Below are 16694 nucleotides of genomic sequence, written 5' to 3'. Positions count from 1 at the left end.
ATTTACGGGGAACTCTCTGTTAGCCACGGCAGTTGTGTTAGTACGCTGGTTATGGACGGATGTGAGCGCCCAACGCGGGCAACGGCAGACCTCCGCCGCTTCGTTCCGCTTCACTCTGGGCTGAAAGGTTGCTGATGGAACCGCACCGACGCATCACGATCGACGAAGCACTACCCGGCGGACAGGGCTTCACTGGAAGTGCTGCGCGCAACGTCAACGCCCTCAACGGACACAAAATTGTCCCCCTGGAAGCTTCGGCTTTCCGGGCCGCCAGCGAACGCATTCTCAGCGCCATCAACACCGTCATCGACGGCAAGGCCGAGGCCGCGAAGCTGGCGCTGACGGTCCTGCTCGCTCAGGGCCACCTGCTCCTGGAGGATGTCCCCGGGGTGGGCAAGACGCTGCTGGCCAAAACGCTGGCACGCACCATCGACTGTTCCGTCAGCCGGATCCAGTTCACACCCGACCTTCTCCCGTCGGATGTTACCGGCGTCTCCATCTACAACCAGTCCTCCCGCCAGTTCGAGTTCCGGCCGGGAGCCGTGTTCGCGAACATCGTGATTGGCGACGAGATCAACCGGGCCTCCGCCAAGACGCAGTCCGCCCTGCTCGAATGCATGGAGGAGCACCAGGTCACGGTGGACGGACATTCCTACAAGCTCGGCGAACCCTTCATGGTGGTGGCCACCCAGAACCCCATCGAGATGGAGGGGACGTATCCGCTCCCGGAAGCCCAGCGGGACCGCTTCATGGCCCGGATCTCCATGGGATACCCGGACAAGGACTCGGAGATCGAAATGCTCGAGACGCACCAGGCCACGTCCCCCCTTGCCCGGGTCATAGCGGTCGTCACGGCAGCGGATGTCGCCGCCATGATCGCCACCGTCCAACAGGTGTTCGTCTCCGAAGCCGTGAAGGAGTACACCGTGGCAGTCGGCCGTGCCACCCGTGACAGCGCCATGCTGCGCCTGGGTGCGAGCCCCCGTTCCCTGCTGCAGCTGCTCCGGGCCGCGAAGGCGACGGCGGCTCTGGACGGCCGTGATTTCGTGCTGCCGGATGACGTCGTAGCCGTTGCCGAGGCGGTGCTGGCGCACCGGATCATCCTGGACCGCAAGGCCGCGAGCACGGGCGAGACACCCCAGGGCGTGATCCGCAGCGTCCTTGCCCGGATCCCGGTCAGCCAGGAGATGACGGACACGGCAAACGACGGGCGGACCTCACCCGAACTCCGCCATAGCCGCTAGTCAGGACCATCGCCGTGGCACTGCTGGACAGCCTCCCCCGACATCTCTTCAGCTCCCGGGGCTGGGGACTCCTGGCGGCCGGCGCCGTCTCACTGCTCTGTGCCCAGGTCATGGGCCGCCGCGACCTTCTTGCCCTCGGCGTCCTGCTGGTTGTCCTCCCGCTTGTTTCACTGGCCGGCATCAGGGTGGTCAAACCGCGGTTCCGCGTGTACCGGGAGTTCAGCCCCTCCACTGTTGAGACAGACTCCGTCACCACGGTCCGGCTCGCCGTCGCCCGAACCGGGCTGGGCACAGGCCGCGTCATCATGGAGGAGCGGTTGCCGCCACGATTCGGTGAATCACCGGCCTTCCGCTTTCCCGCCAGGTCCGCCTCGGGCGGCACCAGCCGCTACGAGTACCACCTGCGGTCGGGAAAGCGTGGACAGTTCACCATTGGCCCCGTCACCGCCGAGTTCACGGATCCGTTCGGGCTGTCACTGCACAGGCATTCGATCGACGACGGCGACACCCTGACCGTGACGCCGGCCGCCGTCGAACTCCCGTCCACCGGCCTTGCCGGCGCGCGCGGCAACGATGGCATCACAGCCACCAGGACCAGGGCCAATCCCAGCGACGACGACGTTATGACGCGCGAGTACCGGCACGGCGATCCGATGCGGCGGGTGCACTGGCCGGCCACCGCCCGGCACGGCGCCCTCATGGTCCGGCAGGAGGAATCGGTCACCACACCGGAGGCCACGGTCATCCTGGACCACCGGTTCGGGGCCCATTCCTCGGGCTATGGCTCGGTGTTCGGCAGCCTGGGTGACGATGGGAGCGACCTCGTCACCAGCGACACCTTTGAGTGGGCTGTTACGGCGGCCATGTCCGTGGGCGCCCACCTCGCCGAGCTCAATTACTCGTTGCGGTTCCTGGACGCCGCGGGTGAGCCTGCCTTCCACCGTTCGTCCTCGGCCCCCGAGCCCGAGAACGAGGAGTACAGCGGCGCGGCCGGCCTCCAGTCGATCGCCGAAAGCCTCGCCGCGATCCAGCTAACGGGCCCGCACCACGCGCGCAGGGAACACGACACCGCACGCCGCGAACATGCAGGAAGTGCCGACCCGGCCCAGTCCGTCTTTAACGACCGGCTCATGGACAAACTCGCGGCCCACCGGATGCGCGGCCCGGTCCTGGCGCTCCTCGGGAAGATTTCACCCGCGGAGGCGCGGGCCCTCGCCCCCGCGGCGGGCTACGCCGCCAACGCCTTTGCCGTGGTGATCACGGACAAACCCGCGGAATGCCACGATGTGCTCGAGGCCCTGCGGCTGGGCGGCTGGCGCGCTGTTGCCGTCGAGGCCTCCACCTCGCTGCCGGCCGCCTGGATTTATTTCGACGAGGGCGACGCCGCGATGTGGACGGCGGCGGCGGACGTCCGCCGTGGAGCGGAGGTCGGGCGATGACACTGACATCACAACGGCAGGCAGAGACCGATGCCCAGCCGCAGCCCGCTCCGGCGTCCCCCGGCAGCGGAAGGTTTGGAGCCGGCACCTTTCCGTGGGTCATGTCCGGCGCAGTGGCAATCTCCGTCTGCGGCGCGTCGCTGTCCCTCAACGGGGTCCTTCGCGGCTGGGCGTGGTTCCTGCCGGTCCTGACCACGGTGGTGGTGGTCTCGCTGACCATGGCCTTGCTCCGCACGTTCCGCGCCGCGCCCGTGCTGGTGGCTGCGGGAGGCCTTGTGTCCCTGGCCTTCATCCTGACGTTCACATTCTTCCGGCGCGACAGCATTGCGGGCTTCCTCCCCTCGCAGGCCACCCTCGACGCGCTGGGCAGGCACCTCCGCCGGGCCAGCGAAACGGTGCTGGCCGAAAGCTCGCCGGTGGCGCCCAACGCCGGCATCGTCCTGGTGACGTGCGCCGCGCTGGGACTCGTCGTCATCCTCGTCGATGCATTGGCCCTCCCCTTGGGCATGCCAGCCACGAGCGGACTCGGCCTGCTGGCGGTGCTGGTTGTTCCGGCCATGATCAAGCCCCAAAGCGTGGGCTGGCTGGGATTCGTGCTGACGGCGGCCGGGTATCTGGTGATCCTCGCTTGCAGCCAGTGGTTTGCCCCCGACGCGCGGACGCAGGCGGACACGGCCCGCAACCCGGGCCAGATCAGGCGCGCCACCCTGACCGGAGCCGTGACTCTGGTGGTCACACTGCTGCTGCAGCTTGTGGTTCCCGGGTTCGACCAGGGCACGTTCCCCCAGGGCTCCCGGCTGAACCCCTGGGGTACAGCCACAGGACTGAACCCCATGATCAGCCTCGGCAACAGCCTGCGCACCCCGACGGGCGAGGGCAGGATCACCTACGCCACCAGCGCCACCACGCCGCTCTACCTGCGCTCGGTCACGGTGGACCGGTTCGACGGCGAGTCATGGTCCCCGGACGACCGCGATGCCAACCGCCGGGCGGGTACCGGGCGAATGGACGTGGGCCACGAGATCCTGGCACCCGAACAGACCCGGCAGGTGACGGTGGTGAACACCGGGGACTTCACCAGCCCTTATCTCCCTGTCCCGTACGCCCCCGAATCCGTCAACGGGCTGACCGGGCGGTGGAGCTGGGATCCTGCGACTTTGAGCATCAAAGGCACCGACACCAACTCCCGGGACCAGCAGTATCTGGTGCAGTCCTCGGTGCCGAAGCTGACCACGGAACTGCTGGACGCATCCTCCGCACCCGTCCAGGGCGTCCCGGAGGAGTTCATCCGGCCGCCGTCGAACGTTCCGGACATCGTCCGGACCACCGCTGAATCCGTCACAGCAAACAGCCGGACAGCCTATGCCAAGGCCATGGCGATCCAGAGGTTCTTGCGCGGGCCGGACTTCACCTACTCCCTGGAGTCGCCAGTCCAGGGAGGGTATGACGGAAACGGGCTGTCAGTCCTGGCGGATTTCCTGACCCAGAAGAGCGGCTACTGCATCCACTTCGCCTCCGCCATGGCGGTAATGGCCCGGCTCGAAGGCATCCCGAGCAGGATCGCAGTCGGCTACGCACCGGGTAGGCAAACCGGCGCCACTGTGTCCATTGCCGGCCAGGGAGCGCTCCCGGAGTTCGAAGTGGACGCCCGTGATGCCCATGCCTGGCCCGAGCTGTACTTCCAGGGCCTCGGCTGGGTTCCCTTTGAGCCCACCCCCTCGCGCGGCATCGTGCCGCCCTACGCGCAGGACTCCTCGACATCAGGCGGCGCCAGCACCAACGACCAGAACAATGACGGCCTGGTGCCGAGCAACGGTGCCACGGCACCGTCGGCGCCGGCCCCGGCCCCCCTCCCTCTGCCGGGGCGCGGAACCGCCGACGCCGGGAACCAGTTGACGCCCGCACTCTACACCGCCGCCGGGGTTCTGCTGCTGGTCCTCCTGGCCGCCTCACCCCGCCTGGTGCGCGGAGGCATCCGGGCAAGGCGCCTGAGGGGCACAGGCACCGGCAGTAACCGGCTGGCCGAGCCGCCGCTCGTCTGGTCGGAGCTCCAGGACCTGGCCACGGACTACGGCGTCCGTCCTGAGCCGAGCGAGACCCCGCGGACATTCTCGGCCCGACTGCGCGGCTCCCCGGCAATGCGCCTGCGGACCGAGCCGGACTCGGGCAGCGGATCAGACACCAGCATCGGAAATGGGCCCGACGCCGAGACCGTCCAAGCCGTGACGGTCCTGACGGATGCCTACGAGCGGCATCAGTACGGCCGGCCCGCGGCCCAGGACGGCACGCGCCGCGGCCTGCCGGAGGAAACCGCCGTCGAACACATCGGCCAGGTGCGGCGGGCGCTGCGCCGCAACGCCGGCATAGTCAGCCGGCTCCGCGCCGACTGGCTGCCGCCCTCTGTCCTCTCCCGCTGGGGATCCGCGGCCGGATGGCCTTTCCGCGTCGTGGGCCGGGCGGCGCTCCGGATCGGACACGCCGCCTCTGTACTGTGGCGCAGGACCCGAAGCGGCCTTCGGCGCCTTCGGGAAGGCTAGCCGCCCGCCCCGTCTGCCAGCCGACATTCCCATCGTTTGACATGTGACCGCCGCCACCTTATCTTTGAGAAACGGGAAAGCGCATTCCAACCGCCATTATCTCTTGGGAAACCAGAGAAAATGTCCCCGGACCGCAGCAGCCTTGGCGGCGCGAGGCGCAACCTTCCCACCTGATCTGACACCCAGCGACGGGGCGAATCCGGCGGGGCAGACGATTGTCCAAAGGAGGACGACATGAAGAGCGACACACACAAGCTGCGGACTTCGGCTGAACCGCAACAGTCCGGCATGCACCGGACGAGCAGCACCAGGAAGGCTGCCGCCAGCGGCTGGGTGGGCAGCGCCCTCGAGTACTACGACTGGTTCATCTACGCCCAGGCCGCCGCCCTGGTCTTTCCCACCGTTTTCTTCCCCGCAGGAAACCCGACCGTCGCGCTGATCGCCTCGCTCGGCACCTACGCAGTGGGATACGTCGCCCGCCCGATCGGGGCATTCGTCCTTGGCCAGTGGGGCGACAAGCACGGCCGCAAGAACGTCCTGGTCCTTGCCATGCTGCTGATGGGCGTCTCGACATTCGCGGTGGCCCTGCTGCCCACCTACAACCAGGTTGGCATCCTGGCCCCGGCCCTGCTGCTGGTCCTTCGCCTCGTCCAGGGATTCGCGGTGGCCGGGGAGCTGAGCGGTGCCAGCGCCATGATTGTGGAGCACGCACCGTTCGGCCGGCGCGGCTTCTATGCAAGCTTCGCCCTTCAGGGCACCCAGGCGGGGCAGATCATCGCCGCTGCCGTCTTCCTCCCGCTCTCGGCTGTGCTGTCCGCGGAGGACTTCCATGCCTGGGGCTGGCGGGTCCCGTTCCTCCTCAGTGCCCTGGTGGTGTTCGCCGGCTACATGATCCGCCGCCGCGTTGAGGAGACGCCCGTCTTTGTGGAGGAGAAAGCGCACAAGGACGTTCCCAAAATGCCGGTGGTCCAGGTGCTGCGCGAAAGCGGGCTGAACGTAGTGCGGGCGGTCTGCATGACGCTGGTCAACGTTGTGGGCGTCACCGTGGCGGTCTTCGGCGCAGCCTACGCCACGCAGCCCGGGTACGGCATCGGCATGAGCACCACTGTCTATCTCTGGATCCCGGTGCTGGCCAACGTCATCGCGCTGGCCCTCATCCCCTGGTTCGGCGACCTCTCGGACCGGTTCGGCCGGCGCCCGCTGATGATCGTCGGTTCACTCGGCTCCGGCGTGCTGGCCTACGGGTACCTCTACGCGGTCAGCCAGAACAACGTGCCGCTGACCATCGTCCTCGCGATCCTCATGTGGGGCACGCTGTACCAGGTCTGGAACGCCACCTTCGCCAGCTTCTTCCAGGAGCTCTTCCCCTCCCGCACGCGGGTCACCGGGTTCGCCATCTCCCAGAACATCGGGCTCCTGATCACGTCCTTCCTGCCGAGCCTCTTCGCGGTGGTCGCTCCCCCGGGTTCGGCAAATGTTCCGCTCACCGTCGGGTCCATCTGCTTCGGCATCACCGTCATCGGAGCGATAGCGGCCTGGTCCGCCAAGGAGACGCACCGGATTCCGCTCCACCAGCTGGGATCGCCGGACGCCACGCCGGTCTCCCGCGAGGAGTACGCAAGCGTCCGGGCTGCGGCCCGCTAACGCTGGGACAACCACCGTCACGCAAAAACGCACTGGCCCGCAGGATTCCTGCGGGCCAGTACGTTTTGTCGTTCTCTCCGGCGCCAGACTTATTAGCCGGCGTAGGGGTCGGCGATGCCGATGTACTGGGTGTAGAGGTATTCCTCGATGCCCTCCAGTCCACCCTCGCGCCCCAGGCCGGACTGCTTGACGCCGCCGAAGGGTGCCGCGGCGTTGGAGATGACGCCGGCATTCAGGCCGAGCATGCCGGTCTCGAGCCGCTCGCCCATCCGGATGCCGCGGTTGAGATCCTTGGTGAAGACGTAGGCCACCAGCCCGTATTCGGTGTTGTTGGCCAGGCGCACGGCCTCGTCCTCGGAGGAGAAGGTGATGATCGGGGCGACCGGGCCGAAGATCTCCTCGGACAGGATCCGGGTTCCCTCGGTCACGCCCTTCAGGATCGTGGGCTGGTAGAAGTACCCGGGGCCCTCCACCGGAGCGCCACCCACAACGGCGGTGGCGCCGGAGGAGACGGCGTCGGAGACCAGTTCGTGGACCTTGTCCCGGCTCTTCGCGTCGATCAGCGGACCAACCTTGGACTCGGGCTCGGTGCCGCGTGCGGTGGTCATCTCCTTCATCTTCACAGCGAACTTCTCCGCGAATTCGTCGGCGACGGATTCGTGCACGATGAAGCGGTTCGCCGCCGTGCAGGCCTCGCCCATGTTCCGGAGCTTGGCGAGCATGGCGCCGGCGACGGCGGCATCGACGTCGGCGTCCTCGAACACCACGAACGGGGCGTTGCCGCCGAGCTCCATCGAGGTGCGCAGCACCGTTTCGGAGGCGTCAGCGAGCAGGCGGCGGCCCACCTCGGTGGAGCCGGTAAAGGACAGTTTCCGCAGCCGGGAGTCCTTGATCAGCGGGCCAGTGGTGGCGCCGGCCGTAGAGGTGGGGATGACATTCAGGACACCGGCAGGCAAGCCGGCTTCCTGCATGACGGCGGCAAACAACTGGGATGTCAGCGGTGTGAGGTTCGCGGACTTGAGGACCATGGTGCAGCCCGCGGCAACGGCCGGGGCGATCTTGCGGGTGGCCATGGCCAGCGGGAAGTTCCACGGCGTGATCAGCAGGCACGGGCCCACGGGCTTCTTGGTGACCAGCAGGCGGGACTTGCCATCCGGGGACACGGAGTAGCGGCCGAACGCGCGGACGGCTTCCTCGGAGAACCAGCGCAGGAACTCGGCACCGTAGGTGACCTCGCCGCGTGCTTCGGCCAGCGGCTTGCCCATCTCCATGGTCATCAGCAGCGCGAAGTCCTCGGCCCGCTCGGTGACCAGTTCAAAAGCGCGGCGCAGAATCTCGCCACGCTCCCGCGCCGGCACCTTGGCCCAGGACTCCTGGGCAGCGGCTGCGGCGTTGAGCGCGGCAGCGCCGTCCTCGGCCGAGGCGTCGGCGATGCTCAGCAGCACCTTCCCGGTGGCGGGATCCTCGACGTCGAACGTCTTGCCCGACGCCGCGGGACGCCACTCGCCGTTGATGAGCAGGCCGGTGGGAACAGACGCGAGCAATGCGCTTTCGCGTTCTGCGGTAGCAGTGGACTGTGTAGTAACAGACACGGTGACTCCCTCGTCAGCAATCGGATTGCCGGTTATGTGCAGCTCCTGCATACGGCGTGCCGCCGCCTGCCGCCCGCTGCTTGCTTGGCTGGATTAATGCCACGGTACTGCCCGCGTCTCGGCAGTGTCTACGCATCGGCGCACTGCCCGTCCTGTCATTCGTTGTGCAGCTGCACAGCACGCTCCGGGGCGGCAACGGGCGGCTGCAAACGCGTCGGCTGGCGGCTGCAGCAGGCTCATCAGCACCGCCGCGGCGGGTCACCGGATCGGGGATGTCACCGTGCCGGCGATGTCACCGCGCCGCGAGCACGGCGGAGTAGAGTTCCCGCTTGCTCACACGGGTTTCCTCGGCCACGGCCGCCACGGCTTCCTTGAGCCGGACGCCCTTGGCCACAAGTTCGTTGACGGCGGCGACGCCGTCCTCCGGCGAGCCGGGCGCACGCTCCGGCGCACCTGCCACCACGACGGCGATCTCGCCGCGCACCTCGCTGGTCTCCGCCCACTGCAGCATCTCGCGGAGCGAGCCGCGGAGGACTTCCTCGTAGGTCTTGGTGAGTTCCCGGCAGACCGCCGCGCGCCGGTCCGGGCCGAAGCGCTCGTGCAGCGCCCGCAGCATGGCCTCAAGCCGGTGCGGCGCCTCAAAGAAGACCATGGTGCGGCGTTCGGCGTCGAGATCCGCCAGGCGGGCGGCGCGTTCGCCGGCCTTCCGGGGGAGGAACCCTTCGAAACAGAACCTGTCGGTGGGCAGGCCGGACAGGGCCAGGGCGGTGAGGACGGCCGACGGTCCGGGGACGGCCGTGACCGTGAGGCCGGCGGCCACCGCGCCTTCGACGAGCCGGAAGCCGGGATCGGAGACAGCAGGCATGCCGGCGTCGGTGACCATGACAAGGGTTTTCCCGGCGCGGACCTGCTCCAGGAGCTCCGCGGTCTTGGTGGCCTCGTTGTGCTCGTGGTAGCTGATGATCCGCCCGCTCACGTTGACGTCCAGGCCCTGTACCAGGCGGTGCAGGCGACGGGTGTCCTCGGCCGCCACGATATCCGCCGTGGCCAGCAGCTCCACCAGCCTTGCTGAAGCGTCGCCCACATTACCGATGGGTGTTGCCGCCAGGACGATCCGTCCCGGACCGCCGCTGCGGAGGTCCTGCTCCCTTCCGCCGGCGGTGCCGGCCGGTTCTGCACTGCTGGAAGAGTCGGAGCTGCTGTCAGGGGCGGTGTTCGCATCATGGTCCACGGATCCAGCCTACTGCCGACCGGCCTTCCCGCCCCTCAGGTTCCAGGGAGCCGCAAACGGTAGCATGGGCTCGTGACGCAGACCTCCGTGCGGCCTGACGGGGCCGAACCAGCAAGTACCCCGGCTTTCGTTCCCGCCGCGGAAGTCCGCGGCCCGCACGCCAAGCGCTGGATCAGCCGCCCCTCGGAGGCATTCACGGCAGACGCCCTCACCCGGCGACTGATCGGCGGCATCCGCACCTGGCGGGACTACCCGCCGTCGCTCCGGCTCTGGTTCTGGCTGGTTCCCGCCTTGACCGCCGTCGCGGGAGGGATCCTGCGGTTCGTCCGGCTGGATGTTCCCCGCAGCCTCGTGTTTGACGAGACGTACTACGTCAAGGACGGCTACTCGCTGCTGGTGAGCGGCTACGAGCGGAGCTGGCCGGACAAGGCTAACGACGCGTTCGTGGCCGGCAACCCCAACGTGCTGCTGAACACCCCCGAATACGTGGTGCACCCGCCCGTGGGCAAGTGGATGATCGCGGCAGGCATGTGGCTGTTCGGAGCAGACAACCCCTTCGGCTGGCGGTTCGCCGCGGCACTGACCGGCACCCTGTCCGTCGCCCTCCTCGCGCTGATAGCCCAGAAACTCTTCGGCTCCCTGATCCTGGGAGCGGCAGCAGGCCTCCTGCTCGCCGTCGACGGCCACCACCTCGTCATGTCCCGCACGTCACTGCTGGACATCTTCCTCATGTTCTGGGTCTTGGCGGCATTCGGCGCGCTGCTGCTGGACCGCGACGACGGCCGGCGCCGGCTGGCCGCCAGGCTCGGGAGGCAGGCGGCCGCCTCCCCCACCGGCAGACCATCAGCGCTCCAGCTCCTATCCGGCCCGTGGCTGGGAGTCCGCTGGTGGCGCGTTGTGGCGGGCATCTGCCTGGGCCTGGCCGTCGGCACCAAGTGGTCGGCGCTGTTCTTCCTGGCCGGCTTCGGGCTCCTGACGGTGTTCTGGGACCTGAGCGCCCGCCGGATCGCCGGCATCCGCGGCTGGGTCAGCGCCGGAATCATCAAGGACGGGCTCCTGGCCTTCCTCAGCATCGTGCCCGTGGCCGCCCTGACATACGCCGTCAGCTGGACGGGGTGGTTCCGGTCCACCGATGCCTACTACCGGCGGTGGGCGCAGACGAACCCCAGCGCGGAGTGGGGCTGGCTGCCGGACTCCGTGCGGTCCCTGGCGCACTATCACCTTGAGGCCTACAAGTTCCACCAGGGCCTCAGCTCGGAACACCCGTACGAGGCGAGCGCCTGGAGCTGGCTGGTGATGGGCAGGCCCACCTCGTTCTTCTACGAGTCCCCCAAGCAGGGCACCCCCGGGTGCGATTTCACCAACTGCACCTCGGCCATCCTGTCCGTCGGCAACCCCCTGATCTGGTGGAGCGCTGCCATCTCGCTGGTGATCCTCTTGTTCTGGTGGGCGGGCAGGCGCGACTGGCGCGCCGCGGCGGTACTGGCCGGCGTCGGCTCCGGCTACCTGCCGTGGTTCATGTACCCGGAACGCACCATGTTCTTCTTCTACGCGGTGTCCTTCGAGCCCTTCCTGGTCCTGGCGCTCGTGTACTGCCTGGGCCTGGTACTGGGGAAAACCACCGACCCGCCGTGGCGCCGGCGTTCCGGGCTGTACGGGGTTGCCCTCTTCCTCGTGGCCGCGGTCCTGATCTCGTCCTTCTTCTACCCGGTCTGGACCGCCGAAATGATCACCTACCAGGACTGGCGGCTCAGAATGTGGATGCCTTCCTGGATCTGAGGCACGATTGCAGGTGGAGCCCGGACGTGATCATCAACGAAATGGAGACCCGCCCGTGAGGGAAGCAAGCACCGAACTGATGGTTGCCCTCAAGGACAGCAGCAACGTCACCGACCTGCTCCTGGACTGCTACCGGCACAATCCTTCGCACGCCGTCTACGCCCGCCGGGACCCCAGCGGCTGGCAGAACGTCACGGCCGGGCACTTCCTCGACCAGGTCACGGCACTGGCCAAAGGCCTCATTGCCGGCGGCCTGGCAACAGGGGACACCGTTGCGGTCCTCTCTGCCACGCGCTACGAGTGGACATTGGTGGATTTCGCCATCTGGTTTGCCGGCGGCGTGACCGTGCCCATCTACGAAACCTCCTCGGCGAGCCAGGTCGAGTGGATCCTGTCTGACTCCGGCGCCGGGCGGGTCTTCGTTGAGGACCGGCAGAAGGCGGCGCTGCTGGACCGGGTCCTGTCCGCCTCCAGCGTCCTGGCCGGCCGCGTGGTGCCGGTGGTCCGGATGGATTACGACGGCGACGCCCCCAACCTTGCCAGCCTCGCCGCCGCGGGGGCAGGGGTGTCAGACGCCGAACTGGAGCGGCACCGCTCTGCAGCCGGGTTGTCGGATGTGGCGTCCCTCGTCTATACCTCCGGAACCACCGGCAGGCCCAAAGGCTGCGAGATCACGCATGGAAACTTCGCCCTCGTGGCCCGGAACATGGTGGCCTTCCTGCCCGAACTGCTGCAGCAGGAGAACGCCAGGACCCTGATGTTCCTGCCGCTGGCCCACGTGCTGGCCCGGGCCGTCCAGGTGGTGTGCCTCACCGCAGGTGTCACCCTCGGCCACACTTCGGGGAACGCGCAGCTTCTTGATGACCTGGGAACCTTCAAGCCGACCTTCCTGCTCGCCGTGCCCCGCATCTTCGAGAAAATCCACGCCGGAGTGGAACAGAAGGCGAAGGATGCCGGGAAGTCGCGGCTGTTCAGTGCCGCCGCGGGGGTGGCCGTCCGCTACTCGGAAACTCTGGATGCCGCCGCGCGCGGCGAGGGCAGCGGTCCGGGCGCCATGCTGCGGGCACAGCACGCACTGTTCGACCGCCTCGTGTACCCCCGGCTGCGCCAGGTGTTCGGCGGGAACATGAAGTACGCCGTTTCGGGCGCGAGCCCGCTGAATGCGCGCGATACGCATTTCTTCAGGGGCGCTGGGATCGCCGTGCTCGAAGGCTACGGCCTCACGGAGACGACCGCGCCCTGCACGGTAAACACCGCCGGCCTCGCCCGGGTAGGCACAGTGGGGATCCCGGCGCCGGGCACCACCATCCGCATCGCCGAGGACGGTGAGGTCCTGGTCAGCGGCATCGGTGTGTTCAAGGGCTACCACGCGAACGAGGCGGCCAACGCCGAGGCGTTCAAGGACGGCTTTTTCCGCACCGGGGACCTGGGCTCCCTGGACGCCGACGGGTTCCTCACCATCACGGGCCGTAAGAAGGACCTGCTGGTCACGGCTGCCGGTAAAAACGTCGCTCCCGAGCCGCTTGAGGAGAAGATCCGCGAACACCAGCTGGTGGGCCACGCCGTGGTGGTGGGTGACGGAAAGCCGTTCGTTTCAGCCCTGGTCAACCTCGACCCCGAAGGCCTCGAGCACTGGTGCACCGTGCGTGGCGTTCCGCCGCTCAGCCCCGCGGAAGCCCGCACGGACCCCGCGGTACGCAGTGCCATCCAGGAAGCGGTGGACCAGGCCAACAGCCTCGTGTCCAAGGCCGAATCCATCCGCAAGTTCCGGGTCCTGGACGCAGCCTTCACCGTGGAGTCCGGGCACCTGACGCCCTCCCTCAAACTCAAGAGGGCCGCCGTCGTCAGGGACTTTGAAGCGGAAATCGAGCAGCTGTACGGCTGAGCAGACTCATCTGCCGGGCGCCTGAACAGCTACACAGCCTGTACTGCACCGACGCCTGTACTGCTGCCCTGCCGGGAAGCCGCTACAGGTTCACGGGCCGTACGATGCCTGCCTCCGGAGCGTCATCGCCGCTGGCGTCGTGCTTGACGTCGCTGCCGTCCACGTCGTGACCCTTGCGGCCCTTCCGTGCCGGTGCCAGCCCGCGGCGCCTGCGGGTGGGCCAAGTCAGAATCAACGTCACCACAGCGGTAATCAGGACAAGCGCGGCGATGACCAGGCCGGCGTCGATCCAGAACTGCCCGGGGAAGAGCCGGATGAGCGTATCCTCCAGCGCAAACGTCCAGGAGCCGGCGGCGAAGAAGATGCGGTGGAACTCGGTGAAGAACTGCTGCCAGCCGAGGGCGGCGAGCGTGCCCAAGCCGATGATAATCACCAGCGTCACGATGGAGCCGGCGAACAGCCCCCGGCGCACTCCGCCGGGCGTGCGCCGCCGCAGGTAGATGATCGCGATGATGCTGATCAGGGTCAGCAGCGCCCCGGCTCCGAGGGCGGACAGGAAGACGAGCTTCACGTCGGCCATATGGCTGACCTCGCCGTCCTTGAACAGCTTTTCGCCGCTGCGGTTAACCAGTTCGCCCAGATACCGCGGACCGGACCAGTTGCTCAGGTAGTCCACGGCGTAGGAGCCGTAGGTCATGCGGTCGTCCGCGTTGAAGCCGTAGCCGTCCCCGGGGAAACCGGGGCGGTGGTACTCGGCCCACAGGAACAGCGGGCTGGTCACGGCACGCACGGCAAGGACCAGGAGGATCACCGGATAGAAGGTGGCCAGCAGGACCTGGAGGACCCGGGGCAGCACCGGTTTGGCTCTGGCTGCCTGCTCGCGCTCGGCGTTGCGGCGTTCCACTTCCTCCTGCGGCGGGCGTACCTGCAGGGCGGATGTGGGGAGCGGCTCACTGTAGTGGGTGCCCGTGGAGGAGGAGCGGGCCGTGGACGGAGCACCGGACCGGGACGGCTGACCCGCCTCCGCGCTCCGGTCGGGTTCGGCACTCTCGGCGGCGGCCGCCTCAGCAGCCTTGCGGTCGGCACGGCTTTCCGGCTGGCCGGCTGCTGGGTTTGCATCAGGACCGGACGCCGGACGTGGTTGGGAACCAGTTGCGCCCTCCCCCTCGGCGGCGCGGGCTGCAGGCGCGGGCTTCATCCATTCAAACGCCGGCTCGTCGGTGTCCTCCGCGGGATCCAGAGCGGGGCTCGCCGCCGGATCCAGCCGCGGATCAAGGCGTCCGGACGGTGTCGGAGTATTGTCTTTCACTGCAGCTTCACTTCCGTAGGCGTCCACGCTCCATGGTCACCGGCTAGGCCGGGGCCAGGCAGCGCTTTGTATCTCCCCAAGAGCCTACCGTCAGCCGCTCCGGCACCGCGATGTGCCACCCCGCCGCCTGCGTCGAATATTCGGCTGGCCGTAATAATCAGACTGCAGGTTCGGTGTAGCCGGCGTCATGGCTGCCCAGGTCCCCGCGGGCGCCGGCGCGGTAGGCCCGACCCCCGCAGACCAGCACATATAACCAGTATGCCGCCAGCACGGCCGCGCCGATACTGATCTTTGCCCACACCGGCAAAGTACTGGGCGTAACAAAGCCCTCCACGAGGCCCGATACAAGCAGAACCAGAACCAGGCCCAGCGCCACCGTGATCATGGACCGGCCCTCTGCTGCAACGGCGCGGGACCGGGTCCGGGCGCCCGGCGACACCATGGCCCAAAAGATTCGCAGCCCGGCCGCGCAGGCCACGAAGACTGCCGTCAGCTCCATCAGACCGTGCGGCAGGATGTAGCTGAAAAACACGTCAGTCTTCCCCACCGCGGCAAACATCCCAGCGGCCACGCCCACACCCTGCGCGTTGGCGAACAGGATCATGGGCACCCAGAAACCGGTGATGCCCAGAGCCACGGCCTGGGCACTGATCCAGGCGTTGTTGGTCCAGACGGCACCGGCAAACGACGCCGCCGGATTCTCCGAGTAGTAGTCGATGAAGTCCTCCTCGACATACCGCTGGACTTCCGTTTCCGAGGCAACGGCACGCAGGGCCTCGGGCGAGGTGCCAATCCACAGAGCGAAAGCGCAGCCTACAAGGCAGAACGCGGCGCCGCAGGCCACCGTCAGCCAGCGGATCCGGTACAAAGCGGCCGGAAGGGACAGCACGAAGAACTGCGCCAGGTCTTCCATGAAGTTCGACCGCGCACCGGTGAAGCGCGTGCGCGCCTGCGCCAGCGTGGCAGACAGAGACGCGGACAGGCCGCTTTCCGGCCCGGTGGAACGCAGCAGGGAGAGGTGGGCGGAGGTCACCTGGTACAGGCGCAGCAGTTCATCGGCGTCGGCGCCGCTCAGGCGCCGCTTGTTCGCAAGGTGATGCAGCCGCGACCATGTGTCCGAGTTGACGGCGGAGAAGGCGTCCATGTCCACGCTCCTACCCTAGCCTGCGGAGAACTAGACTTAGGCGACCGGTGGCCGGAACGACGTACGGGGCAGGAATTGAGTCCACTCATCACAGGCGAGGCAGTCGTCCTTGAACTCCGTCCGGCATCCTTCGCTGCCCGTTCCCTCGGTCTTATTCTCGACGTCGTGGTGCATTCCGCCCTGCTGATGGCAATCCTGCTGGCAATGGGCGCCGCCCGGGATGAACTGGACGCGGCGGCTGCCGGGGCGCTCACCCTGGTCAGCGTGGTGCTCTGCTTCGTCATTGTCCCGGCAACCGTGGAGACCCTGACCCGCGGCCTTTCGCTGGGGAAACTGGCGGCCGGGCTGAGGATAGTGCGTGACGACGGCGGGGCCATCCGTTTCCGCCACGCGGTCATCAGGGCGCTGATCGGCTTCCTGGAGATCTACCTAACCTTCGGCGGCGTTGCCATTGCCGTCGGGCTCTTCGACGGCAGGTGCCGCCGGCTCGGTGACATCGTGGCGGGCACCTATTCACTGCGTCGCCGGGTCCCGGTGGAACCCGCAATCGTCCCCGTCACTCCGCGGCACCTCGCCGGCTGGGCGGAAGCCGCGGACATCGGCCGGATTCCGGATGCCCTGGGACGGCGCGCCGCACAATTCATGCGCCAGGCGCCGCGGATGTCGCCGCTGTCGCGCAGCGGCATGGCCGCAGCCCTCGCCACCGAAATGTCCGGATATGTGGCACCGTCGCCGCCGCCCGGAACCACCCCCGACGACTACCTGGCTGCCGTGCTGGCCGAGCGCCGCATCCGCGAACTCCGCCGGCTGGGCGCGGCACGCACGGAAAGCAACCGGATCGGGGAACGGCTGCACCGGCTGCCGTTCACGGCGGCCCGGGACAGCTAGTA

At 67.9% G+C, this 16694-nt stretch carries 11 protein-coding genes; 7 read left to right on the top strand and 4 right to left on the bottom strand.

Annotated features, from left to right (window positions below; translation table 11 throughout):
- Nucleotides 1–134: 134 nt before the first annotated feature.
- From QFZ23_RS07505 to QFZ23_RS07490, 4 genes are all read left to right on the top strand, one after another.
- Nucleotides 135–1244, top strand: coding sequence for an AAA family ATPase (locus QFZ23_RS07505; protein WP_306921763.1), 1110 nt, complete (start codon nucleotides 135–137; stop codon nucleotides 1242–1244).
- Nucleotides 1245–1258: 14 nt separating this feature from the next.
- Entirely contained in the window at nucleotides 1259–2683 is a 1425-nt protein-coding gene (locus QFZ23_RS07500) for a DUF58 domain-containing protein (protein ID WP_306921761.1), read from the top strand.
- A complete protein-coding gene (locus QFZ23_RS07495; RefSeq protein WP_306921759.1) occupies nucleotides 2680–5220 on the top strand; it encodes a transglutaminase family protein in 2541 nt (846 codons plus the stop codon). Before QFZ23_RS07500 ends, QFZ23_RS07495 begins: the two co-directional genes overlap by 4 nt.
- Before the next feature lie 234 nt (nucleotides 5221–5454).
- Nucleotides 5455–6864 (top strand): MFS transporter, encoded by a 1410-nt coding sequence (locus QFZ23_RS07490; protein ID WP_306921756.1) that lies wholly within the window; start codon nucleotides 5455–5457, stop codon nucleotides 6862–6864.
- Between the two features lie 92 nt (nucleotides 6865–6956).
- Here the strand turns inward: QFZ23_RS07490 and QFZ23_RS07485 are convergent, their stop codons facing one another.
- Complete coding sequence (locus tag QFZ23_RS07485) at nucleotides 6957–8507, bottom strand: NAD-dependent succinate-semialdehyde dehydrogenase (protein WP_373427857.1); 1551 nt, start codon at nucleotides 8505–8507, stop codon at nucleotides 6957–6959.
- Between the two features lie 241 nt (nucleotides 8508–8748).
- Entirely contained in the window at nucleotides 8749–9570 is an 822-nt protein-coding gene (gene rsmI, locus QFZ23_RS07480) for a 16S rRNA (cytidine(1402)-2'-O)-methyltransferase (RefSeq protein ID WP_306926730.1), read from the bottom strand.
- A gap of 189 nt (nucleotides 9571–9759) precedes the next feature.
- Here rsmI and QFZ23_RS07475 point away from each other — a divergent pair, with 189 nt between their 5' ends.
- Nucleotides 9760–11466, top strand: coding sequence for a dolichyl-phosphate-mannose--protein mannosyltransferase (locus QFZ23_RS07475; RefSeq protein WP_306921752.1), 1707 nt, complete (start codon nucleotides 9760–9762; stop codon nucleotides 11464–11466).
- 55 nt (nucleotides 11467–11521) lie between these two features.
- Nucleotides 11522–13351 (top strand): AMP-dependent synthetase/ligase, encoded by a 1830-nt coding sequence (locus QFZ23_RS07470; RefSeq protein WP_306921749.1) that lies wholly within the window; start codon nucleotides 11522–11524, stop codon nucleotides 13349–13351.
- A gap of 82 nt (nucleotides 13352–13433) precedes the next feature.
- On the opposite strand, the gene QFZ23_RS07465 is transcribed toward QFZ23_RS07470, so the two are convergent.
- Together QFZ23_RS07465 and QFZ23_RS07460 are read right to left on the bottom strand one after the other, a co-directional pair.
- Nucleotides 13434–14660, bottom strand: coding sequence for a TIGR01906 family membrane protein (locus QFZ23_RS07465; protein WP_306921747.1), 1227 nt, complete (start codon nucleotides 14658–14660; stop codon nucleotides 13434–13436).
- Between the two features lie 157 nt (nucleotides 14661–14817).
- Nucleotides 14818–15810, bottom strand: a complete 993-nt coding sequence (locus QFZ23_RS07460; RefSeq protein ID WP_306921745.1) for a stage II sporulation protein M — start codon at nucleotides 15808–15810, stop codon at nucleotides 14818–14820.
- Nucleotides 15811–15879: 69 nt separating this feature from the next.
- Between QFZ23_RS07460 and QFZ23_RS07455 the strand changes: the two genes are divergently transcribed.
- The gene (locus QFZ23_RS07455) at nucleotides 15880–16692 is read left to right on the top strand and encodes an RDD family protein (protein ID WP_306921742.1); all 813 of its coding nucleotides are present in this window, start codon (nucleotides 15880–15882) and stop codon (nucleotides 16690–16692) included.
- Nucleotides 16693–16694: the final 2 nt, after the last annotated feature.

Source organism: Arthrobacter globiformis, from assembly GCF_030818015.1.
In the GTDB taxonomy this organism is placed as follows: Bacteria; Actinomycetota; Actinomycetes; order Actinomycetales; family Micrococcaceae; genus Arthrobacter; species Arthrobacter globiformis_C.
Note: the sequence above shows the minus strand (reverse complement) of the source record. Positions and strands in the feature narration are given on the sequence as shown.